At 29.7% G+C, this 24,069-nt stretch carries 22 protein-coding genes, 1 pseudogene and 1 other annotated feature; of the genes and pseudogenes, 1 reads left to right on the top strand and 22 read right to left on the bottom strand.

Annotated elements, in window-relative coordinates:
- Positions 1–36: 36 nt before the first annotated feature.
- The 14 genes and pseudogenes from DQN46_RS06150 to DQN46_RS06210 all read right to left on the bottom strand — a co-directional run bounded on the left by DQN46_RS06150 (position 37) and on the right by DQN46_RS06210 (position 14,373).
- Entirely contained in the window at positions 37–2,679 is a 2,643-nt protein-coding gene (locus tag DQN46_RS06150) for a valine--tRNA ligase (RefSeq protein WP_111743373.1), read from the bottom strand.
- A 107-nt stretch (positions 2,680–2,786) separates the two neighbouring features.
- Positions 2,787–3,004: a binding site (T-box leader), on the bottom strand.
- Positions 3,005–3,135: 131 nt separating this feature from the next.
- Entirely contained in the window at positions 3,136–4,563 is a 1,428-nt protein-coding gene (locus tag DQN46_RS06155) for an alanine/glycine:cation symporter family protein (RefSeq protein ID WP_425250630.1), read from the bottom strand.
- 320 nt (positions 4,564–4,883) lie between these two features.
- Complete coding sequence (locus tag DQN46_RS06160; protein ID WP_111743375.1) at positions 4,884–5,516, bottom strand: hypothetical protein; 633 nt, start codon at positions 5,514–5,516, stop codon at positions 4,884–4,886.
- Positions 5,517–5,638: 122 nt separating this feature from the next.
- The gene (rlmH, locus tag DQN46_RS06165; protein ID WP_111743376.1) at positions 5,639–6,115 is read right to left on the bottom strand and encodes a 23S rRNA (pseudouridine(1915)-N(3))-methyltransferase RlmH; all 477 of its coding nucleotides are present in this window, start codon (positions 6,113–6,115) and stop codon (positions 5,639–5,641) included.
- A 50-nt stretch (positions 6,116–6,165) separates the two neighbouring features.
- The gene (locus DQN46_RS06170; RefSeq protein ID WP_111743377.1) at positions 6,166–6,978 is read right to left on the bottom strand and encodes a Cof-type HAD-IIB family hydrolase; all 813 of its coding nucleotides are present in this window, start codon (positions 6,976–6,978) and stop codon (positions 6,166–6,168) included.
- Positions 6,979–7,418: 440 nt separating this feature from the next.
- Positions 7,419–7,742 (bottom strand): hypothetical protein, encoded by a 324-nt coding sequence (locus tag DQN46_RS06175; RefSeq protein ID WP_111743378.1) that lies wholly within the window; start codon positions 7,740–7,742, stop codon positions 7,419–7,421.
- Positions 7,743–7,752: 10 nt separating this feature from the next.
- Entirely contained in the window at positions 7,753–8,490 is a 738-nt protein-coding gene (locus DQN46_RS06180; protein ID WP_111743379.1) for a hypothetical protein, read from the bottom strand.
- A gap of 13 nt (positions 8,491–8,503) precedes the next feature.
- A complete protein-coding gene (locus DQN46_RS06185) occupies positions 8,504–9,535 on the bottom strand; it encodes a radical SAM protein (protein ID WP_111743380.1) in 1,032 nt (343 codons plus the stop codon).
- A gap of 2 nt (positions 9,536–9,537) precedes the next feature.
- Positions 9,538–10,287, bottom strand: coding sequence for an ATP-binding cassette domain-containing protein (locus tag DQN46_RS06190; RefSeq protein WP_317988052.1), 750 nt, complete (start codon positions 10,285–10,287; stop codon positions 9,538–9,540).
- 48 nt (positions 10,288–10,335) lie between these two features.
- Positions 10,336–11,196, bottom strand: a pseudogene (locus tag DQN46_RS08770) (ABC transporter transmembrane domain-containing protein); the annotation flags it as partial.
- 115 nt (positions 11,197–11,311) lie between these two features.
- Complete coding sequence (locus DQN46_RS06200; RefSeq protein ID WP_111743383.1) at positions 11,312–12,877, bottom strand: recombinase family protein; 1,566 nt, start codon at positions 12,875–12,877, stop codon at positions 11,312–11,314.
- A gap of 3 nt (positions 12,878–12,880) precedes the next feature.
- Complete coding sequence (locus DQN46_RS06205) at positions 12,881–13,777, bottom strand: recombinase family protein (RefSeq protein WP_111743384.1); 897 nt, start codon at positions 13,775–13,777, stop codon at positions 12,881–12,883.
- Positions 13,778–13,823: 46 nt separating this feature from the next.
- Complete coding sequence (locus tag DQN46_RS08570; RefSeq protein ID WP_170120636.1) at positions 13,824–13,991, bottom strand: SHOCT domain-containing protein; 168 nt, start codon at positions 13,989–13,991, stop codon at positions 13,824–13,826.
- Positions 13,981–14,373, bottom strand: a complete 393-nt coding sequence (locus DQN46_RS06210) for a helix-turn-helix domain-containing protein (protein WP_111743385.1) — start codon at positions 14,371–14,373, stop codon at positions 13,981–13,983. Before DQN46_RS06210 ends, DQN46_RS08570 begins: the two co-directional genes overlap by 11 nt.
- 223 nt (positions 14,374–14,596) lie before the next feature.
- Between DQN46_RS06210 and DQN46_RS06215 the strand changes: the two genes are divergently transcribed.
- A complete protein-coding gene (locus DQN46_RS06215; protein WP_111743386.1) occupies positions 14,597–15,301 on the top strand; it encodes a DNA/RNA non-specific endonuclease in 705 nt (234 codons plus the stop codon).
- A 37-nt stretch (positions 15,302–15,338) separates the two neighbouring features.
- Here DQN46_RS06215 and DQN46_RS06220 read toward each other — a convergent pair whose 3' ends face one another.
- The 8 genes from DQN46_RS06220 to DQN46_RS06255 form a co-directional block, all read right to left on the bottom strand.
- The gene (locus DQN46_RS06220; RefSeq protein ID WP_111743387.1) at positions 15,339–16,190 is read right to left on the bottom strand and encodes an N-acetylmuramoyl-L-alanine amidase; all 852 of its coding nucleotides are present in this window, start codon (positions 16,188–16,190) and stop codon (positions 15,339–15,341) included.
- 1 nt (position 16,191) lies between these two features.
- Positions 16,192–16,590: a phage holin family protein gene (locus DQN46_RS06225; protein WP_111743388.1), complete on the bottom strand. Its 399-nt coding sequence runs from the start codon at positions 16,588–16,590 to the stop codon at positions 16,192–16,194.
- Between the two features lies 1 nt (position 16,591).
- On the bottom strand, positions 16,592–17,950 hold the full coding sequence (locus DQN46_RS06230) for a hypothetical protein (RefSeq protein ID WP_111743389.1): 1,359 nt from the start codon (positions 17,948–17,950) through the stop codon (positions 16,592–16,594).
- Entirely contained in the window at positions 17,940–19,736 is a 1,797-nt protein-coding gene (locus tag DQN46_RS06235; RefSeq protein WP_111743390.1) for a hypothetical protein, read from the bottom strand. The genes DQN46_RS06230 and DQN46_RS06235 overlap by 11 nt, the downstream gene beginning before the upstream one ends.
- Positions 19,737–20,096: a hypothetical protein gene (locus tag DQN46_RS06240; protein WP_111743391.1), complete on the bottom strand. Its 360-nt coding sequence runs from the start codon at positions 20,094–20,096 to the stop codon at positions 19,737–19,739. It lies immediately after the preceding gene.
- A 1-nt stretch (position 20,097) separates the two neighbouring features.
- Positions 20,098–22,968, bottom strand: a complete 2,871-nt coding sequence (locus DQN46_RS06245; RefSeq protein WP_111743392.1) for a phage tail tape measure protein — start codon at positions 22,966–22,968, stop codon at positions 20,098–20,100.
- Between the two features lie 172 nt (positions 22,969–23,140).
- Complete coding sequence (locus DQN46_RS06250; RefSeq protein ID WP_111743393.1) at positions 23,141–23,506, bottom strand: hypothetical protein; 366 nt, start codon at positions 23,504–23,506, stop codon at positions 23,141–23,143.
- A complete protein-coding gene (locus DQN46_RS06255) occupies positions 23,506–24,069 on the bottom strand; it encodes a major tail protein (protein ID WP_065378406.1) in 564 nt (187 codons plus the stop codon). Before DQN46_RS06255 ends, DQN46_RS06250 begins: the two co-directional genes overlap by 1 nt.

Consider the following 24,069-nt stretch of genomic DNA (forward strand, 5'->3'; position numbering starts at 1 on the left):
AAACATAATTTTTTATGTTTAAGGATTTTTATTTTATTATTTTAAATTATCTAACGCATTAATACGTTCTTTAACACTATCATATTGTTCTTGATATGCTACTTGTTTTTCTTTTTCTTTAGCTACAACAGCTTCTGGAGCAGAACCAACAAATTTTTCATTAGAAAGTTTTTTGTTTACTCTATCTAATTCTTGTTGTAATTTCTCTAGTTCCTTTCCTAGACGTTCTTTTTCTTTAACTACATCGATTAAATCACTTAATGAAACGTAGATTTCAGCACCTGGTAAAATACGACTGATGTCAGTTTCACTCGCTTCTACTTCACGTTCTATGATAAGTTCGCTAGGACGAGCAAACTTTTCTAAATATGAACTCCCACTTAATAATACTTCTTTTACGTTTTCTTGAGCATATTTAATCTTAATAGGTATTTCACGTGACATAGGTGCATTAACTTCACTACGAATATTACGCACTGCTGTTATTACATCTTGGATAAATTGCATATCTTCCGTTTCTTTTTCAAATACTAAGTTTGAATCTACTTCAGCTAATTGGCTAGTCACAATACTGTCTCCTACGTGAGGAATGTGTTGCCAAATTTCTTCTGTAACAAACGGCATAAATGGATGTAGCATTTTTAGTGAAGCGTCTAGTACATATACTAAAATAGATTTAGTAGTTTTCTTAGCAACTTCATCTTCTCCATTTAATGGAATCTTAGCAATTTCAATATACCATGAACAAAACTCTTCCCACACAAAGTTATACAGAATACGACTTGCTTCTCCAAACTCATATTTCTCAAATAATCTTTCGAAATCTTCAATAGTTTTAGCAAGTTTTGTTAAGATATATTTATCAGCTAGTGTTTTTTCTCCTGATAAATCTATATCATTGTACTCAAACCCTTCTAGATTCATAATTACGAAACGAGAAGCGTTCCAGATTTTATTGATATAGTTCCAACTTGCTTCAATTTTTTCAGTTGAGTAACGTAAATCTTGTCCTGGTGTTGAGTTTGTAGCTAAGAAGTAACGTAAGCTATCGGCTCCGTATTGTTCAATTACTTCCATCGGATCTACACCATTACCAAGAGACTTACTCATCTTACGGCCTTGTTCATCACGAACTAAACCGTGGATTAAACAATCTTCAAATGGACGAGTTCCTGTAAATTCTAATCCCTGGAATACCATACGAGCAACCCAGAAGAAGATAATATCGTATCCAGTTACTAGACAGCTGTTTGGATAGTAACGTTTGAAATCTTCACTTTCTAAATCCGGCCATCCTAATGTTGAGAATGGGAATAATGCTGAAGAGTACCAAGTATCAAGAACATCTTCATCTTGGACATAGTTTTCTATATCTTTAGGTGGATTTACATCCACATAAACTTCACCAGTTTCTTTGTGATACCAAGCTGGAATACGATGTCCCCACCATAATTGACGAGAAATACACCAGTCTTGAATATTTTCCATCCATGTATTTAATGTATGCTCAAAACGTGGTGGATAAAAATTAACTTTTCCATCTTCATCTTTTTGATTTTCTAAAACTTTATCAGCAAGAGGTTTCATATCAACAAACCATTGTTTAGAAAGATATGGCTCAACAACCGCACCACTACGTTCTGAATGCCCTACTGAGTGAAGATGTTTTTCGATTTTGAAACAAACTCCACTTTCTTGCAAGTCTGCAATAAGTGCTTTTCGACATTCAAAACGATCCATACCATTATATTTATCTGCATGCTCGTTCATTACAGCACCTTCATCCATAACGATAATACGTGGTAAGTTATGACGTTCCCCTACTTCAAAGTCATTTGGATCGTGCGCTGGAGTAATCTTAACAACGCCACTTCCAAAATCTTTTTCAACATATTCATCTGCAACAACTGGAATTTCTTTATTTGTCACTGGTAGAAGAACTGTTTTACCAATGTATTTTTGATATCTCTCATCTTCAGGATGAACCGCAACAGCAGTATCTCCAAATAGAGTTTCTGGACGTGTAGTTGCTACTTCTAAATAATCTCCACTTTCGTCAGCTAAGAAATATTTAAGATGATAAAATGCACCTTCTACGTCTTTGTGAATTACTTCAATATTAGAAAGAGCTGTTCTTTGAACTGGATCCCAGTTAATAATTTTTTCTCCGCGATAAATAGTTCCATTATTATAATGGTCTACAAAGATTTTTGTTACAGCTTTGTTTAATCCTTCATCAAGGGTAAATCTTTCACGAGAATAATCAAGACCCAATCCTAATTTTGCCCATTGCGCACGAATATAACCAGCATATTCTTCTTTCCATTCCCACGCACGCTCTAAGAATTTTTCACGACCTAAGTCATAACGTGAAATTCCTTCCTCACGCATTTTTGCTTCTACTTTCGCTTGAGTCGAAATACCCGCATGATCCATTCCTGGAAGATAAAGTACATCAAATCCTTTTAGACGTTTGTAACGTATTAACATATCTTGTAATGTTGTATCCCATGCGTGTCCAATATGTAATTTCCCAGTTACGTTTGGTGGTGGAATTACTATTGTATATGGATTTTTATTACTTTTATTGTCGGCTTTAAAAACTTCTTTTTCTAACCACCAATTGTAACGATTTTGTTCAACTTCGGTCGGATTATATTTTGTAGACATTTCAGTCATAGCTTTTCCTCCTAATTATTAAATATTTTTAATTTCTCACTTTATTTATTAAGTTTATTTGTGGCTTATATATTAAATTTTAGATAAAAAAATAACCTTCATCCTGATATAAGGACGAAAGTTTCCGTGGTACCACCTTTATTCTAATTATAATTAGCACTTAATAAGATTAACGCTCTAACCACGTTTAAAGCTACTTACCTTTCACTCTAAATGCTCACCGTCTACTTCAAAGTCCTGCCTAGGAGAAATCTCTCAACCACTGATTTCTTTTCTGTATCCTACGGTACGCAAGAACTTCTACTTATCGGCTCATCGCATATATTTTATAATTAAAATACGTTTAATATAATATCACAATTCACAAAAGAATGCAAGGAATATATCGCTCTATGATAAATATCTAGATATTTTTAAAAAACCAGTCTACTATTTCTAATAGACTGGTTATTCTCATTAATCTTCTTTTTTATTTTCCCATGCTGTAGCGTTATTTATTTTTATCGGTAAATTATCTAAGTAAAATTCTGGATCTTTCCCTTGCTTATGCTGTTTAACATAGTCTTTTAACACTACATAAACTACGCCAGAAAGACCGATAATAGCGATTAAGTTAAGTAAACTCATGATACCCATTGTTATATCAGCAAGACCCCAAACTAAGTCTAGGTCCATTACGCTTCCGATATACACAAATATACATACAATAACACGATATACATTTACCGCCCATTTTTTAGGTAGTAAATATTGAATATTAGTTTCTCCATAGTAGTAGTTCCCAATAACTGAACTATATCCAAATAAAAAGATTGCTACGATTAAGAAAACAGTACCTATACTTCCAATTTGAGAAGTAAGTGCAGCCTGTGTAAGTCTAATACCTTGTAAGCTACCTTTCCCATACTCTATACCTGGGTATAACAAAATTAAAAATGCTGTCGCTGTACATACTAAACAAGTATCAAAATATACTCCAAGTGTTTGGATAAACCCTTGTTTAGCAGGATGAGTACTATCAGCTGTCGCTGCTGCGTTCGGTGTAGAACCAAGACCCGCTTCGTTAGTAAACATTCCTCGTTTTACCCCAAGTAAAATTGAAGTCCCCATACCAATTACACCACCACCAACTTGTTCAAGACCAAAAGCAGATCTTACAATTTGGCTAAATACTCCTGGAATTTTATCAAAATTAATAATCATAATTATAAAAACTATAAATAAATAAATAACAGCCATAATAGGAACTAACCATTGAGTAATTTTTACAACTTTTGTCACTCCTCCAAAAATAACAAAAACTGTAAGCACTAGAAGTGCAATACCTGCAACTTTAGAATTAATATTGTAAATCTCTAATGATTGAGCTATAGTATTTGTTTGTACTGAGTTGAATGCAATACCATAAGTTATTGAAATAACAATCGCGAACAATACACCCATCCATTTTTGACCAAGACCTTTTTCCATATAGTATGCTGGCCCCCCACGATAAACACCTTTTCTATCGCGCACTTTATATACTTGGGCAAGCGTAGATTCTGCAAAAGACGAGGCACCCCCAAAAAGAGCCATTACCCACATCCAAAATACTGAACCAGGACCTCCTAATGCTATCGCAATAGCAACACCAGCAATAGTTCCTGTTCCCACACGTGATGCAGCAGAAATAGTAAAGGCTTGGAATGCTGATACTCCTTTTTGTTCTCCATCTTTTCCTACTTTTGGTTTTTCAGAAATTAATCTGAACATTTCTTTTATATAAGTAAATTGAACAAATTTCGTACTAAATGTAAAATAAATACCTGTAACAATTACTAATCCAATTAGAAAGTATGACCACATAAAGTCATTTAGACTAGTAAGTAAATCCATTATATTCATAATAAAGTCTCCTTAATATAATAAAGTAAAGTTAGAAATTTTAATTTATAATTATTAACTTCATTATTATACTTGAATATACTTTATTATCTAAATATATGTTATATTTTCTAACACTTCTTAATCTTCTGATATAGAGAATCTTTTTAAAATATTATAGTTTATCTTATCTTCTATAACAAAAAAATCTTTTTAGATTATAAAGTTTCACTATTTTAATCTAAAAAGATTTCTACACATAATGTATATTAGTTAATTAATTTTGTAGAATAGTAAAATTATTCTATATCTTCTTTTTTATCTTCCATTTCTTGGTTAAATTATAAATAATAACTTTTTCCATCTTCTACAGGATGAATTAACATTCTACCTCTTGACTTTAACTCCACTCTTATTTCATCATAACTTAGTTTTCCATAATCTAATTTTTCATAAAGCACATATTTTTTACTCCTTATTTTATACCACATATCAAATGCCCCAATAAAATACACTATCATAAAACTTACACTAATAATTAATTGGTAATTCTCAATACTATAATTTAATAAATATAATATAAAAGGCAAGAGTACGTTTAATAATAATACTGCTTTAAAAAGTTTATTTTTTAATACCGGAAAATATTGTATTACTAAAAAAATACTTCTAGTTACAAGTATTACTATAATAGTTAATGGTCCTAAAAAAGATATTATTAATATAGTTAAAACTTTTGAAAAAACACAAAGAGTGACTATTATAAAAATTATATTATATAATACACCCCAATTTTTCTTCCAAACTCGACCTTGATATTCTTTATAGATAAGATATGTATTATAAAAAGGGATAAATGCTAAACTAGTTCTAACCCCTAACATCTCAAACATTATCGTTGAAAAATATACAGAGATTACATATCCAATTAAGATTACTATAAAGAAAATTATTGCAAATAATCCATTTAACATAATAAAATCCTCCTTTATAACTAACTATATATAAAAGCTCTCTAATACATCAACAAATATTATTCCTTATCTTTATTATACCAGATAATCTACACAATTAATATTAATTATGTTATGACTCACTACTTATGATAACTAGCACCTGTTATTATACGATATGCACGGTACACCTGCTCAAGTAAAATTACTCTCATCATTTGGTGTGGGAATGTCATCTTACTAAAAGATAGTGCATAATTACTACATTTTTTCACTTCATCAGATAGGCCATAGCTCCCACCAATTACAAGAACAACATCACTGTTTCCTGATAACATAAGATTATTAATTTTTTCTGCAAAATCCTCACTTGATAGATTTTTTCCGAGAATCTCTAACGTAATAACATATTGATTATCTTTAATTTTCGAAAGAATATTTTTCCCCTCTTTGTCCATAGCAATGGCAATCTCTGATGGATTTTCCACCTTTACTTTCTCATCATTTATTTCTATTGTATTTAATTTTATATATGCTCCTAGTCGCTTTTCATATTCTTTTATCGCATCACGATAAAATTTTTCCTTTACTTTTCCAACACATATTAATGTTACTTTCATTTTTTCCTCTTTCCAAAAGAAAGGGCGATACTTTGTATCGTCCGTCTATCTTAATTTTCATTATTTAAAATAAATTTTTCAATTGCATAAGCAAATCCATCTTCATCGTTACTCTTTGATATAAAGTCTGCCGCTTCTTTTAAAACTGGGTTAGCATTATCTACTGCAACACCCATACCAGCAAACTCTATCATACTTAAATCATTAAGTCCATCTCCAAGAGCCATTACATTGTCTTTAGTTAGGCCTAGTTTTTTACATAGTGCGTCTAGTGAGTTCCCTTTAGAAATACCTTTGTCATTAACTTCTATAAAAAATGGTTTTGAAGTTGCTACTTCGTACTCATCACCTAACTCTTTTTGAAGTTTTTCTTTAACAGCTTGTGCTTCGCCAGGGTGTTTTAATATAATTACCTTAGCTGCACCTTCTTTTATGTGCTCTTTCATGTTTTCAGCAATTATAAGTTTTGCTCCTACCAACCCTACTTCTACACGTGCATATTCATTATCACGATTTGTTAACACATCGCCATTTTGATATGTTAGAATATCACAATCGTTTTCCAGTGCTTTATCTATTAAAAATTTAATTCTTTCCGGTGATAAGAATTTTTCATAAACAACTTCTCCAGTTTTTAGATTAGCTATTCTTGCTCCGTTATATGATAGTAGATAATTATCATAACTATCTAGTTTTAAATCTTCAACTATCTTCATCATACCAAAATCTGGTCTTCCTGAAGCTAAAATAACTTTTATATCTTGCTCCTTACATTTTTCTATTACTTCTCTATTTTTTTTAGAAATTTCGTTTCTACTATTTACTAACGTATCATCTATATCTGTAACAACTAATTTTATCATACAAAAGCTCCTTTTTTTATCACTAGGGGGTGCAAAACCCTCTTAGGGGGTGCAACGGAACAATTCGATTGGATGATAAATCATCTCAATCTCATACGCTCGCCACTATTTGGTGAGCAAGCTAGTTCCCTTACTAACTCCGTAGTGATATCTTTCGTTTATCGCTACTTTGTGCCACACTTTTTAACGATTTAGGCAACCCTCATTATTTCTCATCTCTGTTAATCTTTTATATTATATCATAAAATGAATGTTTCATTCCATTCATAAAAACAGTCAGATCATATTTCTATGACCTGACCATTTTTGAAGTGGACTTCTGCTTTATCTTTCGTATATATAACCATTTTTTTCAACTAATATATTGAACAGTTTCTCATCAAACGCTGTGACCATGTGTTCTTGTTTCGTTAGTAATTCTATAAACATCTTAAAAATTATTATAATTTCAAAGACGAGTATAATATATACAGTACAAAAAGTCCTCCAATAAAAGAAATTACCCCCATAATTTTCGCACCTTTTTCATACTTAAGTCTTATTTCTATATCACTTTCAGATTTTTTCAATTCTTCTTCCGTCATACCAGCCAATAAATTATAACTCTTTTTATAAAATAAAAGATACGATGTATATATAAGAAAACTAGCTAAAAATACATTAGTTATTACAGCCCATTCACGTATATCACTTATAAAAAAATAAGATATAAATATAGAAATCCCTATCACTATTATTAAACATATATATTTCTTTCTTGTCATTTCACTCACCTTAATTTATTAAATCTAAACAATTTTTATATGGAAGATTATATTCATATTTTTGGCTAATAAGCTCATTTTTCATTTTTTCTGAAGATTCATATATTATAAATTTAAATAAGTTGTTTTCTTGTTCCTTTTTATTCATATATTTATCTAAATCTACATTTGAAAAACTAAACTTAGGAAATAATTCTTTAATAAGAGTAAGTAATTTAGATTCAATACTATATCCATAGACTTTAAACTTTATGCTAACCTCTACCCAAAGGTTTGCCCCTGCTCCGACATTAACAGCCGCTCCTGCACTGTGAACAAGTACTGCGTATACAGCTCCAACAAAAACAAATACTCCAGCTACCGGAAAGACATATACAGCTGACTGCGGAGTAGGTTCTTCATCCCCTGCTTGTATTTTTAATATTTTTGAATATGCATTTTTATATAAATTTCTTTTTGGTATTACTTCTAAATCTTCCAGCCTCTTATATATCTCTTTATAATTTTTTTCTTTTATATATTCTAACAATACTCTATCTTTTTTTAGCTTATACTCATATATAATACCATCATCCAATTTATACTTAGTTTGAATATTATCTAATTCATATACATCAGTTTTTTCTAATATTCCTATTATTTCACTTATATTATTACTACTTACATTTTCTATATTTAATGTAAAATCTTCTTCATTTACTTTTTCTAAATAATCTGGTGTTCCAAATATTGTATCATTACTAAACATATTTGTTTCCTCCTTAAATATTTAAATTATAACTACTATTTCTCATATTTTCATACTTTACAAGTATTGATGTTACTATTTCTTTATAGTGATTATTTAAGGTTTCTCTAACTTCAGGATTTCTATAAATTATGGCACATGCTTGACATGGATGAACTATATTTTTAATATATTTCTCTAATTTATTATTTTTTTGATAAGCAAAATATAATATTTTTTCTGCTCCACTAACCTTTAGCCATATTTTCATAAAATCATTAAAATTATTATAATACATTTCTTTTAATGTACCTTTTTTATATTTTCCTGCTTTCATAGATGGTATATATTCCATTGTAAGACCACAACAATTTATGACATTTCCTAATGGATTTATCCCTAAAAAATTTAAAATAGCATCACAAGGCTTATAATTATAATTCTCATCCAATTTTCTTCCACTTTTTTCAATTGTTTTTGGATTTTTCAATGAAATCCAAGAAGCTTTAACTTCTGAAAGACATCCCGTCTTTTCTTTTATAGATTTTACCTTATCGTTATTAACAAAATCTTCGTAACTAAAAGTAGAACCCGTAAAACTTTCTATACTTACCAACGTTATTAATCCTCTGTCACATGAAGACTCACAGGCATTAATTATGCTTTCAAAAGGTACCCATTCTTGATGATTATCTCCTGTAGAATAATTTATTTCATTTAAGCCTGCGTCTATTAACTTATCTATCATCCTATCAGCTAATTTTTTTGTTTTTGCCCAAGACGCATTAGTAACTATTCTAGACTTTAATCCTAAACTATTTACTAATTTTATGGCTTTAAATAAATCTTCTCCTAATAGTGTACATTCTCCACCTGTAAACACACAAAGTTCTAAAGTATCTTTAAAGTTATCATATGATTCCAATATAAAATTTTCTATTTCTTCATAAGATAACCTTATTTCTATTTTAGGTGTACATTGAAAACAACATTCTTTACAAGCGGCTGAACATTTGTAAGTTGTAAGAATAGTTACCATTTTAGGGTTTATAGGTTCAACTAACATTTTTACACCTCCTCTACATATATATTTTTATTTTCTTTTTCTATTTTATATTGTTTCACCTCTCTTAAGTTTATTAATATTTCATCGTAATGTGATATAATTATTAATGAAATTTTCCTTTCTAAACAATATTTAATTATATTATTTCTAGTTTTCTTATCAATACTAGAAAATGCTTCATCAGCAATAATAAATTTAGGTTCTCTATATAATTCTCTTGCAAAAATTATTTTTTCTTTTTCTCCTGAACTTAGTGACACAGGCATAATTATTTGTTCTTTATTAGCAATAAGTGTTTTAATATTAAGCATATTAATAATTTTATCTAATTTATCAATATCATATTTTTCACCCAATAGTATATTATTGATGAGTGAGTCAGTATATATAATACTTTCTCCAGTTAATAAACTTAATTTTTTGGGCACTGTTAACTTTCCAACTAAATCTAAACAATCGTCTGTTAGTCCTGATAAAATATTTGCAAATAAACTTTTCCCCACCCCGTTATTGCCGCTAATATAAACCAAATCTCCTTCTCTACAAGAAAATTTTGGAACACTTAAAGAATCTCCCCAAGGAAATTTTACACTAAAGTTATTTATAATTATTTCATTATTTTTTTCAATTTGATCTTGAGTTGTACATATATCTCTGGTTTCTTCTAAAAAGTATTTTAACCTATTGTAAGAAACCACTAATATTTTGTAACTAGAAAAACTCTGCATAAGTGATTGTATAGGCGAAAACATTAATCCTTGATAACTTACAAATGTAATTAATTCTCCTATTGAGATTTTTCCATTTTTTATAAATGTTATACCTACAATAAAAATAATTATAGGTGCTATTGAAATCACAAAAGATAATATTGTATTCATAATTAAAATTAATTTATTTTGAGTTATAGATAATTGTTTATTTTGATTAAATATAGTATTTATTTTATTTTTTCTAAAATTAAAAATATCATTTACTTTAACTTCTCTAGAATTAAATAAATTTTCATATATTACCGTTGAGGTACTATCTTTATTTAATTATAATTCTGTTGTTTTTTCTTCAATTTTTGCTCCTATTTTCATATATACATATACTACAAACGGCATTAATATTACATTTATTAAAAATAGTATATTATTTATTGCAAACATAATAAATGAATAAGCTATCAGCAACACTATATTAGTTGAAATACTCCAAAATATACTGTAAGAATATATAGCTACCACTGAAGTATCATTAGTTAAAATAGTTTGAGAATTCCCTATATCAATATTATTAAATTTAACTTTAGAATTAAAGATTTTATTGTATAATATTTTTTTTAAAGAATACATATAATTTTGTATTAATTTAATTGATAGATAGTTAGAAATATAATTACCTAATACCTGTATAATAATAATAATTAAAAATATTAATAATACTTTGTATAGTATTTCATAATTTTTTGGTATTATTATATCATCAATAATTATCTTAGATAAATAAGGAAGTGGAAGGCTACTAATAATATTTATTATAAAAAATATTATTATAAAGAATAGACTTCTTTTATTCTTCACAACGAATTCTGTTATATAACTATTCACAATAACACCTCCTGACTCTTCACCTTTATTATAACAGTTTTTAATGTTATTAACAAATAAAACCATTTAAATTCTATTTATTAATTAATAAAATATGAGTATGTTTTTCATTGATAAAATGAACAATTATCTACATATTTCATTCAACAATAATTTTCCCAATTCAATATATAAAAAAGTCCTAAATTGATATGACTTCTCCGTTTTTTAAATGAATTTCTATTCTTTTTCCTTCATGAATTATTATCGTATCTACCAAATAATTAAATAGCTTAGCATCGTATTCTGTTAGTAACTCACCTTGTTTTTCTAATGAGTCGATAAATATTTTCAGTTCTCTTACTCTCTTGTTTTTACTCAGTAAATCTAAGTTTCTCTGTTCTAATTGTTTTTCTAACAATTTATACTCTTCTATCAGTTTATTATATTTTCTAGTGTACTCTTCTTGATCCTGTGCTATTTTGGAATTCGTTATTATCAACTTTTCTACATCATTTCTGATGTCTTCTAATTTTTCTTCGAGTTGAATGATTTCATCATCTGCCCCTCTATCTTCTTTTATCATCTTCATCAGGAGTTTTATATTACCTATAATTTCTTTTCTATTATCAATTACCTTATTTAATGCTGATACTATCCATCTTTGAATCTCATCATCTCTAATATGAGGTGTATTACATTTTTCTTCATTTTTATACTTATCTTTACATCTATATATTGTCTCTTTATATTTATTGGTTGAGTGCCATAAATGTCTCACGTATGAACTACCGCAACATCCACACCTAATTTTTCCAAAGTAGTTTTTCTCTGTATACCACTTTTTATTTTCGCTTAGTTGCACTTGAACTGCATCAAATACTTCTTTATCAATTATTGCTTCATGGCTATTTTCTACATAATACTGAGGTAGCTCTCCGTTGTTCCTTTTCTGAGTCTTGTTTAAGAAGTCTGCTATATAGTATTTTTGAAGTAAGGCATCACCTTTATATTTTTCGTTTGTTAAAATACTTCTTACACTGCTATAACTCCATTTTTCTTTTCCTCTTGGTGTCGATATTTTATTTTCAGTTAGATGCTTTGCTATTTGATTAGGATTTTTTCCTGATAAGAACTGTCCAAATATGTATCTTACTATTCTGGCTTGCTCTTTATCTACTTCAAATCCTCCATCCTCTTTTGGTTTAAACCCTAATACATTATTGTATGGAAACGTAACCTTACCTTCAGCAGCTTGTTTTCTCTTAGACCATGTTATATTTTCTGATATTGATCTACTTTCTTCTTGTGCTAGGGAGCTCATTATTGTAATAAGCAATTCACCCTTTGAATCAAATGTCCAGATGTTTTCTTTTTCGAAGTATATCTCTACTCCAACATCTTTTAGTTTTCTTACAGTTGATAGTGAATCCACCGTATTTCTTGCGAACCTACTTACACTTTTTGTTAATATGAGGTCTATCTTACCTGCTAGTGCATCATTTACCATTTCTTGAAACCCTAGACGTTTTTTTGTATTTGTTCCACTTATTCCCTCATCTGAATACATCTTCACAAACTCCCAATCTTTTCTACTTGATATGTACTCTTCATAATACTTCATTTGAGTTTCATAAGAACTTGTTTGATCTTCATTATCTGTCGATACTCTGGCGTAACCTGCGACCTTTTTCTTTTTTATACTAGGTAGTTTTGACTGACGACTAAGGTCCTTATTGGCTTGTATAGTTGTAATTTTTCTATTCATCTTTTACTCCTTTTTTAGGTTACCTTGTTTTTTTATTTCTTGAACTTTATTGAATATTTTCTGAGAAATAATTGCTTCATGTGCATTTTCTACTATGTACATAGTCTTCTCACCAGTATTTTTTACTGAACGACCTTTTTCTCTTACATTAAAAGTCTTTTGTAATATAAGTTTCCCTGTATAAGTTTCTTGGGATAATATTCTATAGATAGCTAGTCTTGAAAACTTTTCTCCTCTTCTTGTGCGTTTACCTTCCTCATTTAATACCCTTGATATCTGTGTTGGTTTTATTCCTGATAGGTATAACTTATAAATCTTTCTAATAATGTCAGCTTCTGACTCTTCAATTTTATAAGAATCTCCTATCCATCTATATCCTAATATAGGTTGTGGGCTATGTGGTAATCCTTGTTCAAACTTCTTCTTTACACTCCACCTTACATTACTACCTATCGCCTTTGATTCTTCTTCAGAAACAGCAGCGAGTAACGTTAGTAATAACTCTCCATCTGTAGTGAGTGTATCGATATTCTCTTTTTCAAATTGAACCCCTATGTTTAATTTCTTTAGTTCTCGTATTGTTTCTAGCAACTCAATAGTATTTCTTCCAAATCGTGATATGGACTTTGTAAGAATTATATCAATCTTTCCTTTCCTACAGTCATCTATTAATCTTAAATACTCCTTTCGTTTTTTTGTATTTCTTCCACTTACAGAGTTATCAAAATACACTCCAGCATACTCCCAACTAGGATTATCTTGTATAAGTTTATTATAATAGCTTATTTGTTCAGATAGTGATTGTAGTAAATCTCTATGTGATACTCTTGCATAAGCTGCGACCTTTTGCCTTTTAGCATCAGTCACATTTAGCGCTTCTAACTTTTTTATAATTTTCATTATTGTATCCTCCTTTTCGTCATTACTATATATCACTCTAAAGCAACTATTTATCAAGTGATAACTCCATAAATTCAGATATTTTGGGAGTATACTTTTCTAACATCTTATGCTTGAATGAATCAAATTCATCTTTTGTGATTAGATTTTTTCTAAACAAGCTACTTAATATTTTAATTGTGATTTGGTAGGTTACTTCATTTTTATTGTTCATAACTACCTCCAAATCTGTGTTTAATATAACATTCATGACTGCAATACTTTCTTTTATTATTAGAATAAGATGTAAATTCTCTCTCACAATATTTACATTGATGTGTAGAAAATGCCTTTCTATTCATCTTGTCTTGATTATTCTTCCACCATTTCATTCGGCAAGCATCACTACAATATTTCTTTTGTTTTTTCCCATTTAAATGAGTTAACTTTTCTCCACATACCTTACAAGTATCAAAATCTTCTGTATCTAACTTTTCTAATTTTTCTCTTCTACAAATCGACTTAACTGTATTAGCTGATACATTTAAATATACAGCTATTTTCTTATACCCTAATCCTTTTTCTCTTAGTTTTTTTATTTCATCTTTCAGTTCCATACTTCTCACTCCTATGATGTTTTTATTCTCTACATCACAGGTAAAGAAAACTAAGGAAAATTTAACCAACGAACAAAAAAATTAAAAAATAGGTATTCACATATTTTCTATTTCTAATAAAGCGTATCTATGGTAAAATTACTTTATATATATAACAAAAAATAATTAATTAATAGACGTTTTTATCTTAATAAATTTTAAATAAATAAGGAGGTAGTATATTATGAATACTGAATTTGATTTTATAGATTTATATTTACTTATCCAGGAAACAAAAAAAATAAATTTTTCTTCTGAAAAGACAATAAACAAATTATATGACAAATACCTCTCAAACTATAAAAAAATAGGTAAATTAAATAAAAAATCTTTAAAAAAATTCCTTAGAGAAGACAATTACTATAACAGAAGTGAAATATTAGATCACCTTCCATCAGGATATAAAACCCTAGTGATTAAAAAGAAAATATATAATAGCGATTTACAATGTGATAAAAAAACAAATAAAGGAAACCAATTGAAAAATTTACCAAATTGGAATAAATTACAAAATCGAAGTATTTATAACAAATCTCACATTATAGCTAGAGAATTAGGAGGAAAAAGAATCTATCATTCTTCAGGTGAATATTACAACGGTTTTATAGGTACTGAACATGCCAATGTCGGTAGAAATGGAAAGTCAGGAATGCGCTGTATAGAAGGAGTAATCCGGAAACATTTATGTGAAAACAAAAATAATTATATAGTATATGAGTGTCGTGTCATTTATAAAAGACCTAAAGATATAATTCCAATATTCATCGTTATTATTATAGTTTCAGGCGATTATTCAATCAATAAAATCTATTTTGTTTGGAACACTCAAAATGGATATATTATAGATTACAAAACAGGGAATTATCTTCCTTATGATAAAAAAATATAAGCCTAGAAGAAATTTTCTTTTCCTCTAGGCTCATATTTTATCCTAATATTTCATTCACTTTTTGCTGAACTTCACTGTAGTTATATCCAGCATTAGTCAGTCTGTTTACTCGGTCTTGCCCATTACCCCACTTACCTTGAATTACTTCTTGGGCTATTTCATCTAAATTATTAGATGTATAATTTCCATTCAGTAATCTATTCACTACTTCTTGAACCTCACTTGCATTATATCCTGCGTTAGTTAATCTGTTTACTCTATCCTCTCCATTACCCCATGCTCCTGAAATAACCTCTCGTGCAATTTTTTCATTGCTTTTATCTCCAGTTGATACTGAGTTTGTAGATGTACTTGGTTCTGAGATACTAGTATTACCTAACATTTCATCAACTGTTTCTCCTAAAGTCGCAAAATAATTCATACGTTCTACAAAGTAAGTTTTAACACTATCAGTTGTTCCACCGTGTAAAGCTAAACTACGGTGTGGACAACTAGTTGGACTAAACTCATGATGAAGTCTTACCGTTTGTTTATTAATTGGCAAGCCATAATAAATCAAGTCTTCTGTCGCCTGCATTAATGCCATATCTTCATTGGCTAAAAAGTCCTCATCTGAGACTTTCATACTCTCACATACTTCATAACCAATCGAGTGGGTATTACTCCACCACTCACCAGTATGATATCCAATGTTGTATGTATCTATTACTCTTGCGATACTATATCGGTTACAGTAATAGTGAGCTATCCCCAGTGCTTTATCTCGATATCTTAACCATTCCACATATTGTTCAGGTGTCATACTTCCTGCATCATTATGAATTACTACAAAGTCTATGCTGTCAAGTTGACCTGCGTTCATTAGTGTTTCATTTATTATTTGTACCATCTTATTTTTCCTCCTTGTTTAATTGTTGTAAAATGTTTTGTAGTTTCTCAGGTACTGGTAGTCCTAATTTTGAAGTATTTTCTAGTATAGAAATACCTTCATTAGATAGGTAGAAAAATATTACCGCTGCTCTTAATACTCCTACATGACCTAAAATATAAACATCTAGTATGTTAGCTACCCCAACTAGTGAAAATATAATAATTTTTCTAGCTATTCCCTTAAAGCCTACTGAACTAGATAATTCTTTTTTATCAATTGCACACATTATTCCAGTCACATAGTCTATTACTGAAAATGCTAAAAGTGCATAAATAAGTCCATCCATACCTCCTAAAAATGCTCCTAAAACACCACCTATACTTGAGATTATAAGTTTATAATTTAATAATGTATTCATTTTATTTACCTCCCGTTAAATAATATGTAATTTTCATTGTTTTATCCGCCGTTTTTTCTACTGTCTTCGATAAATTATTTATTGTTGCTGAGTATGGTGTAATTAAGTATAAAACTTTTCTTAAATACTTATCCCCTGAACTTTCTCCGTTCGCAAAATACCCTAGTAAAAATGGTCCATAGCTTAATGGAATGCATTCTATTGTTGATAAATCGCTTTGTGCTATTTCTGTAATTTTATCATTTTTATCAATAGTAAAATTAGTCCCTATTATCATATCTCCTAATATATACATTCCACATCCTGTTGTATGTCTTGATACTGATCCTGTTTTTAGAGTAAACTTAGGTTCTATTTTAGTTACATCTACTGGGTTATTTATCGCAAACTTCACAACATATTTTTCATCTGTACTAACTGCATACACATATCCTCCTCTCAATACAGATTTAATAGTTCTATAGTAATCATAGTCTAATGAGTATGCGCCTATATTTTCTATTTTCACATTTTCTAATGTGAATTCAGTTTCTTCCATAGAATTATTTGCTTTATTTATTTTCAACTTAGTTACATTGGTATTACCTCCGCTAGTACTAGTTTTCAATAAATAATAATTCTCTTCGTCCACATAAATACACACTCCATATGTCCCGTAAGATTTCTTATACTTTATTTTTGTTTCTGTTGTATTCTTCTCATTTAAAAATGATAATGAATCATCTAATCTAAAGTTAAGCAGTGGTTCTCTTGATTTTATTATTCTAAGATGATCACTTTCAGGAACTATTGATACTATATAATTTTCTTCGAAGTTAGCTTCTACTACATTGACATATTTTTTCTTCATCTCAGTATCTGTATTCTTAATAAGATATTTATCTTCACCTAGTTTTATACGATTTGTTTCACCATTACTCTTTGTTCCAAAATAACCACCTCCCGCTTTGGCATTAGTTAAACAAACACTCGATATTTTACCATTTGCTTTTGATGTTCCAAAATCCCAAACAAACTTATAACCATTTGACGTTGCTTTTGATTCTTGTTTATTAAAACTACCTTGCAGTGGATTTTCCTGAACTCCTTCTACTTGTCCTGCATAGCCAATACATTCATTACTTGTACTTACAAAGCTAGTATTTTTATCTTCTGTTATTTTATCTTTAAATAACAAGATTCCTCCTACTATCTTTTCAACTATTGGATAAAAGGTATCTTTATTAATATTTGTAAGTAGTCCATTGGGATTTAATGTTAGAATCTTTTCTAAAACATCAGTTACGAGGTTATCATCTTTTAAAACCTCTTTCTTTTTTGTTTTAACATCGGTTAATTCTACTATTGTCTTACCTTTCATTTTTCTCCTCCACTTCTACATTCTCAGTTATATTTCCAAATACAAATTTTCGTTTTAAATCATTTTTTATAATCACATCACTAAATTCATATTTAGGAACATCATAAGTGTCAACCTCTATACTACCTTCGCTCAAATCCACTTGTTTTCTATGAGATAGTATTAACTTACCTAAGTTCTCATTTACTTTTATTTTACCGTCCCAAGGTACATCTCCTCCTAAGGCACTACCTATGATCGCAGCACTTATTCCCTCTATTGGAATAACTAGACTACCTTTTTCTAACTCAAAATCAACAGTAAATCTATTAATCACTTTTTCTTTTAAGTTTATTAGTGGGTAGAATAATGTAACCATTTGGCTTCCTACTTTAGCTATAAACTTTGGTACGTGATTTTTTATTGTAAGTTCATTTAATGAGTAAATAATATTAAGCTTTTGATCTTCTTCAACTTCTCTAATCAAGGTTATTTTCTTTTCTTCTTTTTCATCTTTTAAAGTAACAGTCTCTTCAATATGTTTTTTTAAACTTTTAACATCAAATAACACAGTAGCAATAAAAAAAGCATCAGTTTCTTTACTTGATGCAAATTCTATATCTATTATTGTTTGTGAATTCTGTCCTATTTTTATTTCAGTTCCATTAACGTAAGCATTCACCTTTACTCTGTCAGACTCAATAGTTTGTAATATACCTTGAATATTTTTGTCTTGTTTACTCTTACCTTTAGATAGTAATGCATTTTTACCTACACTCTTAATTCTATATTTCCCATGAATTTTATACTCAATTGATGTAATTATAGTGTGATAACTTTCAACACCAACCTTAAAAGTAATCTTGTCTCCAACCTCAAATGCTGGATTACTTACGACTACACTATCTAATGGCGTATAGTTAAATGTAGATACTTCTTCTAAAATTGCTTTACACATCCTTACTCGTTTTTCAGGAAGTCCTAACTGCATCAAAGGATTAACACCAATATTCATAGTTAAAGCATTGTCATTTTCTTTTGAATAATACTCTGATATTTTTGTTTTAAGATTTGTACTTTGTACTGCAGTATACCTAGTTGTGAAATCTGAAATACTTAATTCATACCTATCTATTTCTTTTATTTCATAATTTGAGTTCGTATTAAATCTTTTTAATATTAACTTACCAAAACGATCTATAGTCGCAAAACTTGCAGTAGTTGCACTAATATAATGAATTAAATCACGATACGTTTCTATATCATGCTCGGCATAAATCCCAACTCTTTCTACACCATTTGGTAATTTTTCAATTTCTTCTTTACTTATTCCAAGTTCTACACTACACTTCTTACAACAAAATTCTAGAAGTTCATAAATAGTCCCAGATGTTTCTTTAAAACTCAGAGTTTTATTAAACTTAACCATAAAGTCATAACCTTTAATTTCAACAAATTTCTTCGTTCTATTAGCTTCAGTTGTTTCAAATATTCCTAGTGGTATTTTTTCAGTTTCATTATTTTCCAAGACTAAGTTGAAATATAGTTTTATAATGCTTCCGTCTAATGTTATTTCTCTTAATTCATCAAGTTTCAAAGTAATGCCCATCTCCGCAGCGTAAACAGAACCTAGTTCTATTTCATTACTTCCTGAACACGAATTACTTATATAGCCACTATCTTTTAGAATATGTTTATCATCAAAATTAATTATTTTTCCCGTTTTTAATCCTATCTCTCCTGTCCAAAAATACTTTCTACTTTTATTTTTTATCGTCTTATTGAAGTTAACACTTGTCTGATACATCTAGTATTCCTCCAATTTAAAACTAACACTCCAAATTCCAAGACTACCGTTTTTATTTAAAAGACTAACCTTAAAATTTGTACAATAAGTATTTATTTCTTTTTCTTCTAGTGAATAAGGATCGAAATATTTAACTGGGATTGTATTTTGCTTTAACATTTTTGATAACTTTAAAAGATACTGACTTGTTAGAGTTAGTTTCAAAGATATGGATATCACACTTTCCCTTACAATATCTCTATGTGTTATTCCTGCTTCAGTAACTCCGCTACTGCTACCTTCAATATCTCTAAACTCAAAGTCTATCTCATCAGGAGTTGGTATTGTTTCATTATTAATTTTTATATATGATTTTTTCATATTACCTTCCTCCTGATTTTATAATTTGTCTGTTTTGTGCGTTTATTATTATTTCATCAAGTAATGTTCCACCTAAATAAACCGGGATAACTATATCGCCAGTTGTCTCGTGTGGTATATTTATAGCTTGAATTAATTTGTTTAAATCATCACTACTTATGCCTGATGTTGCATTGACTCTTGGAAGTGTGAATCCTTTTAAATCTGGATTTATCACCAAATCATTTGATAATTTAGCTACCGAGTTTTTCAAAAGATTTCTACTACTATCTAAACCTTTAGACAATCCTTTTATAAAGTCTGGCATCCAATCCTCATAGTCTGTAAGTGGTCCTACCTCTGGAACACTAAAGTGTAAATAACTCCAAATTGTCTCAGCTACACCTTTTACCGCATCAACAACCGCACCTATCTTATCCCTAATTCCATTAACAATTCCTGAAATTAAATCACTCCCCCAAGAATAAGCTGAGTTTACCAGTCCCCAAATATAATCTACTGCACTTTGAAATCCATTTTGGATTGTTGAACTAATATTTCCTATAATATTTCCCACAGCTGATAACATATTATTAAATGCACTTTGAACATAGTTATAAGCTGAGTTTACAAGATTAGAGATTGTTGAATAAATATTATTCCAGATATTTGAAACTGTACTAAAAATAGTATCTAAAATATTACTTATAACATTTTTTATATTATTCCAAGAGGTGCTTATAAAATCACTAATTGCTTGTACTATCGTATTTATAGAGTTATTAATATTTTGCCATATAGTAGATAAGAAATCTTTTATACTATTCCAAATTGTACTTGTAGTTTGAAATACAAAATCCCAGTAACTTGTAATGATATTTTTTATTACATCAAGAACTGTTTGGAAAATTGTTTTTATTGTTTCCCAAGTTGTTGATAAGAAATTTTTTATACTCTCCCACACGGTTGTAAAGAGAGTTTGAATTGCTGTAAAGGTAGTTGTAAAATATGTTTTGATATTCTCCCAAACTGTAGTCACTACTAAGGTTATACTTTGCCAAAGTTCTGTGAAATAAGTTTTAACACCCTCCCAAGCAGTTGTAAATATAAGACTAATCGCTGTAAGTGTTGTTGAAAAATAGTTTTTTATAACTTCCCATACAACCGTTATAGTAGTACTTATAGCCGTCCATGTTTCTGAAAAGTAAGTTTTTATACCTTCCCAAAGATTTATAAAAAAGTCTTTTATTTCACTCCAATGATCTTTTAAATAACTACCTATAGATATCAATGTTACAACCGCAGCTATTATAGCGAGTATTGGTACTACCGCACCAGATAAACCAGCCATAACACCACTCATCGCACTAAAAGCACCAGAAATTGCTGCAACACCCGTTATTATATTTCCTATTGAACCAATGACTGTACCAATTATTACTAAAAGTGGTCCTATCGCAGCTACTATAAGTCCAATTATTACGACTATCTGTTTAGCAGTTGGACTTAGACTATTCAACCAAGTTGCTATACCCCCAAGAACTGTAGCTACCCCTTGTAAAATTGGTCCTAAAACATCAGAAATTGCTTCTCCTAAACTACCTAATGCTAACTTAGCATTATTACTAGCTACTTTAAATTTATCTATACCGTCCTCTGTTCCTTCAAATGTTTTGTCTACAACATCCCCGTACTCAGACATACTTTTTGATAAATCATCTATAGAAAATCTACCTTCTCTTATAGCCCTAGTCATCTCTGCAGCACCTTTAGTTCCGAAAATCTTAGTCGCAATCGTTAGTGCTTCAGTTTCACTTCCTGCATTTTTTATCGATTCAATTGTTTTCTTAAGAGCTTCGTCCATAGAAAGTCCATCCTTAGTATAGGCTGCAACTGCCTTTCTAAAACCTCTTAGTGCTTGATCTGCATTTACACCATTTGCTTCAAATTGTGCAAGTAAGTTAATACTCTGACCTAGATTTAACCCCATTTCTTTTAGAATTGCTCCGTGTTGCTGAACTCCGTTCATAAGAGTATCAACACTTATTCCTGTATCCTGTGCTTTTTGTGTTATTAATCCTAACACATTGGCAGTTTCTTTAGCGTCAATCCCCCACTGAACCATTATTCTGTTTGTCATTCCTATAGCGGTATTTAGGTCTGTTTCATTTATCTCTGCGAACTTAAGAAATAAAGTAGATAGTTCTTGAAGCTCATCACCAGTAACTTTAAACCTAGTATTAACCTCACCTACCGCAACACCTACATCACTCATACTTACAGGTAAACTTTTAAAAATATTATCCGCAACATTTTTTAATCCCTTGAAACTTTCTCCAGTTGCTCCAGTCTTTTTGATGATAGTGTCGTACCCTTCATCAATTTCACGAAAGGCTAATGTTGCTGCTGCTCCAACTGCTACAATTGGTGCTGTCACATTTTTTGATAGAGTTGTACCTACTGAAGATATTTTTTCTCCAGTCTCTTTAAACTTACCCCCAACTTCTTTAAGTGTAGCTTGCATTGAACTATCAGTGTGTTTTAGTTTTTCAGTGAATTTATCTAGTTCTTGTTCAGTCGCAATAATTTCTCTTTTTAATGCGTCAAATTGCTTTTCTGAAATATCTCCATTTGCGAGTGCAGTTTTAGCTTGTTCCTCAGCTATCCTTAATGTTTCTAACTTTTTCTTAGTCTCTTCTATGGCTGTATTTAAGAGTTCTTGTTTTTGAGTAAGTAATTCAGTATTATGTGGATCAAGTTTCAATAGTCTTTCTACATCTTTAAGTTCTCTTTGAGTTTGCTTAATCTTACCTTCAACTTCACTTAATGCTTGTTTTAATTTAAGAGTATCTCCTCCGATTTCTACAGTAATACCTGCTATTCTACTTGCCATACAATCACCTCCTAAAAATTATCCATATCCTCTTGTGTAGCTATTAATTTATAATCATAACTATCATTATTTTTTTCAATGTACATATCATTTACTAGCCCTATTGTTAACTCTGATAAATCATTCATTGAAAGTCCTAATTCAACTGCACGCAGTAAAAAAAGAGCGGTATTTAACGTCCGCTCAGTTTCTTTTGCTTTTTTTTAGATGTACTCATAGTTTTAACATTTATACCCCATAATTTTATTAAGTCTGGTAGAAGTTTATATACAGATAAAGTATCAAACTGTTCTAACCATTCACCTACATCATTTGAAATTTTATCATCTGCATGGTAAGCCATAATATATGCGATATTTTCAAATATCTCTAAACTCTCAATATCGATATTTCCTTTATTCTTATTAATCTTATCTAATATAAGTAAGTCTTTATAAATATCACGACTAAACTTCATTCTGTATAGTCTAGGTATCGCTGCTGACGCTTTAAATCTTACAATTTTTCCATCTACATTTATATCTTTAATAACTCCCATTACATTTCTCCTTCATGTGTTGGCATATACACTGTTTGATACCAATTCTTATATGTTTCTTCTGTTGTCTCTTTACCAGTTTTACTCTTCACAAGTCCTTCTTTGATAGGTCTTGCTTTTATTGAAAGTGTTTCTGTTTGCACTTCTCTTGATTCTTCGTTTGTTTGACCTTCAATTTTTGGTCGACCTGCTGAACAATTATAAAGTACATGACGTATTTTTTTCTGATCTCCATCAAATTCAAAAAGTAGTGCAAAGTTCTTTGTTTCTGATCCTGAATCTTCAACTAGAACTTTATTTTTATCTTCTCTTTCTTGAAGAATATCCTTTCTAAAACTTTCTGGAATCATCGCAATCTCTAAATCTCCATCATATCCCATATTGTTATTAATTGTGTAATATGATCCTCCATCTGCATAGAAACTTTCTGGTTCTCCATTAGGTTCTAAACTAATTTTTACAGCACCTGGAATTGGTACTGGCTTTTCATAAGTTGTCGTATCACCTTCAGTTAATTTTGCATAATGAACATGAGACAAATTAAATTTTACTTTATTTTCCAT

It is taken from the genome of Gemella morbillorum, from assembly GCF_900476045.1.
Lineage (GTDB): Bacteria > Bacillota > Bacilli > Staphylococcales > Gemellaceae > Gemella > Gemella morbillorum.

What these genes read in the sequence shown, in the direction of transcription:
- DQN46_RS06150 (WP_111743373.1), bottom strand. Translation starts at nt 2,679, where the DNA reads ATGACTGAAATGTCTACAAAATATAATCCGACCGAAGTTGAACAAAAT.
- DQN46_RS06155 (WP_425250630.1), bottom strand. Translation starts at nt 4,563, where the DNA reads ATGAATATAATGGATTTACTTACTAGTCTAAATGACTTTATGTGGTCA.
- DQN46_RS06160 (WP_111743375.1), bottom strand. Translation starts at nt 5,516, where the DNA reads ATGTTAAATGGATTATTTGCAATAATTTTCTTTATAGTAATCTTAATT.
- rlmH (WP_111743376.1), bottom strand. Translation starts at nt 6,115, where the DNA reads ATGAAAGTAACATTAATATGTGTTGGAAAAGTAAAGGAAAAATTTTAT.
- DQN46_RS06170 (WP_111743377.1), bottom strand. Translation starts at nt 6,978, where the DNA reads ATGATAAAATTAGTTGTTACAGATATAGATGATACGTTAGTAAATAGT.
- DQN46_RS06175 (WP_111743378.1), bottom strand. Translation starts at nt 7,742, where the DNA reads ATGACAAGAAAGAAATATATATGTTTAATAATAGTGATAGGGATTTCT.
- DQN46_RS06180 (WP_111743379.1), bottom strand. Translation starts at nt 8,490, where the DNA reads ATGTTTAGTAATGATACAATATTTGGAACACCAGATTATTTAGAAAAA.
- DQN46_RS06185 (WP_111743380.1), bottom strand. Translation starts at nt 9,535, where the DNA reads ATGTTAGTTGAACCTATAAACCCTAAAATGGTAACTATTCTTACAACT.
- DQN46_RS06190 (WP_317988052.1), bottom strand. Translation starts at nt 10,287, where the DNA reads ATGTTTTCGCCTATACAATCACTTATGCAGAGTTTTTCTAGTTACAAA.
- DQN46_RS06200 (WP_111743383.1), bottom strand. Translation starts at nt 12,877, where the DNA reads ATGAATAGAAAAATTACAACTATACAAGCCAATAAGGACCTTAGTCGT.
- DQN46_RS06205 (WP_111743384.1), bottom strand. Translation starts at nt 13,777, where the DNA reads ATGAAAATTATAAAAAAGTTAGAAGCGCTAAATGTGACTGATGCTAAA.
- DQN46_RS08570 (WP_170120636.1), bottom strand. Translation starts at nt 13,991, where the DNA reads ATGAACAATAAAAATGAAGTAACCTACCAAATCACAATTAAAATATTA.
- DQN46_RS06210 (WP_111743385.1), bottom strand. Translation starts at nt 14,373, where the DNA reads ATGGAACTGAAAGATGAAATAAAAAAACTAAGAGAAAAAGGATTAGGG.
- DQN46_RS06215 (WP_111743386.1), top strand. Translation starts at nt 14,597, where the DNA reads ATGAATACTGAATTTGATTTTATAGATTTATATTTACTTATCCAGGAA.
- DQN46_RS06220 (WP_111743387.1), bottom strand. Translation starts at nt 16,190, where the DNA reads ATGGTACAAATAATAAATGAAACACTAATGAACGCAGGTCAACTTGAC.
- DQN46_RS06225 (WP_111743388.1), bottom strand. Translation starts at nt 16,590, where the DNA reads ATGAATACATTATTAAATTATAAACTTATAATCTCAAGTATAGGTGGT.
- DQN46_RS06230 (WP_111743389.1), bottom strand. Translation starts at nt 17,950, where the DNA reads ATGAAAGGTAAGACAATAGTAGAATTAACCGATGTTAAAACAAAAAAG.
- DQN46_RS06235 (WP_111743390.1), bottom strand. Translation starts at nt 19,736, where the DNA reads ATGTATCAGACAAGTGTTAACTTCAATAAGACGATAAAAAATAAAAGT.
- DQN46_RS06240 (WP_111743391.1), bottom strand. Translation starts at nt 20,096, where the DNA reads ATGAAAAAATCATATATAAAAATTAATAATGAAACAATACCAACTCCT.
- DQN46_RS06245 (WP_111743392.1), bottom strand. Translation starts at nt 22,968, where the DNA reads ATGGCAAGTAGAATAGCAGGTATTACTGTAGAAATCGGAGGAGATACT.
- DQN46_RS06250 (WP_111743393.1), bottom strand. Translation starts at nt 23,506, where the DNA reads ATGGGAGTTATTAAAGATATAAATGTAGATGGAAAAATTGTAAGATTT.
- DQN46_RS06255 (WP_065378406.1), bottom strand. Translation starts at nt 24,069, where the DNA reads ATGGAAAATAAAGTAAAATTTAATTTGTCTCATGTTCATTATGCAAAA.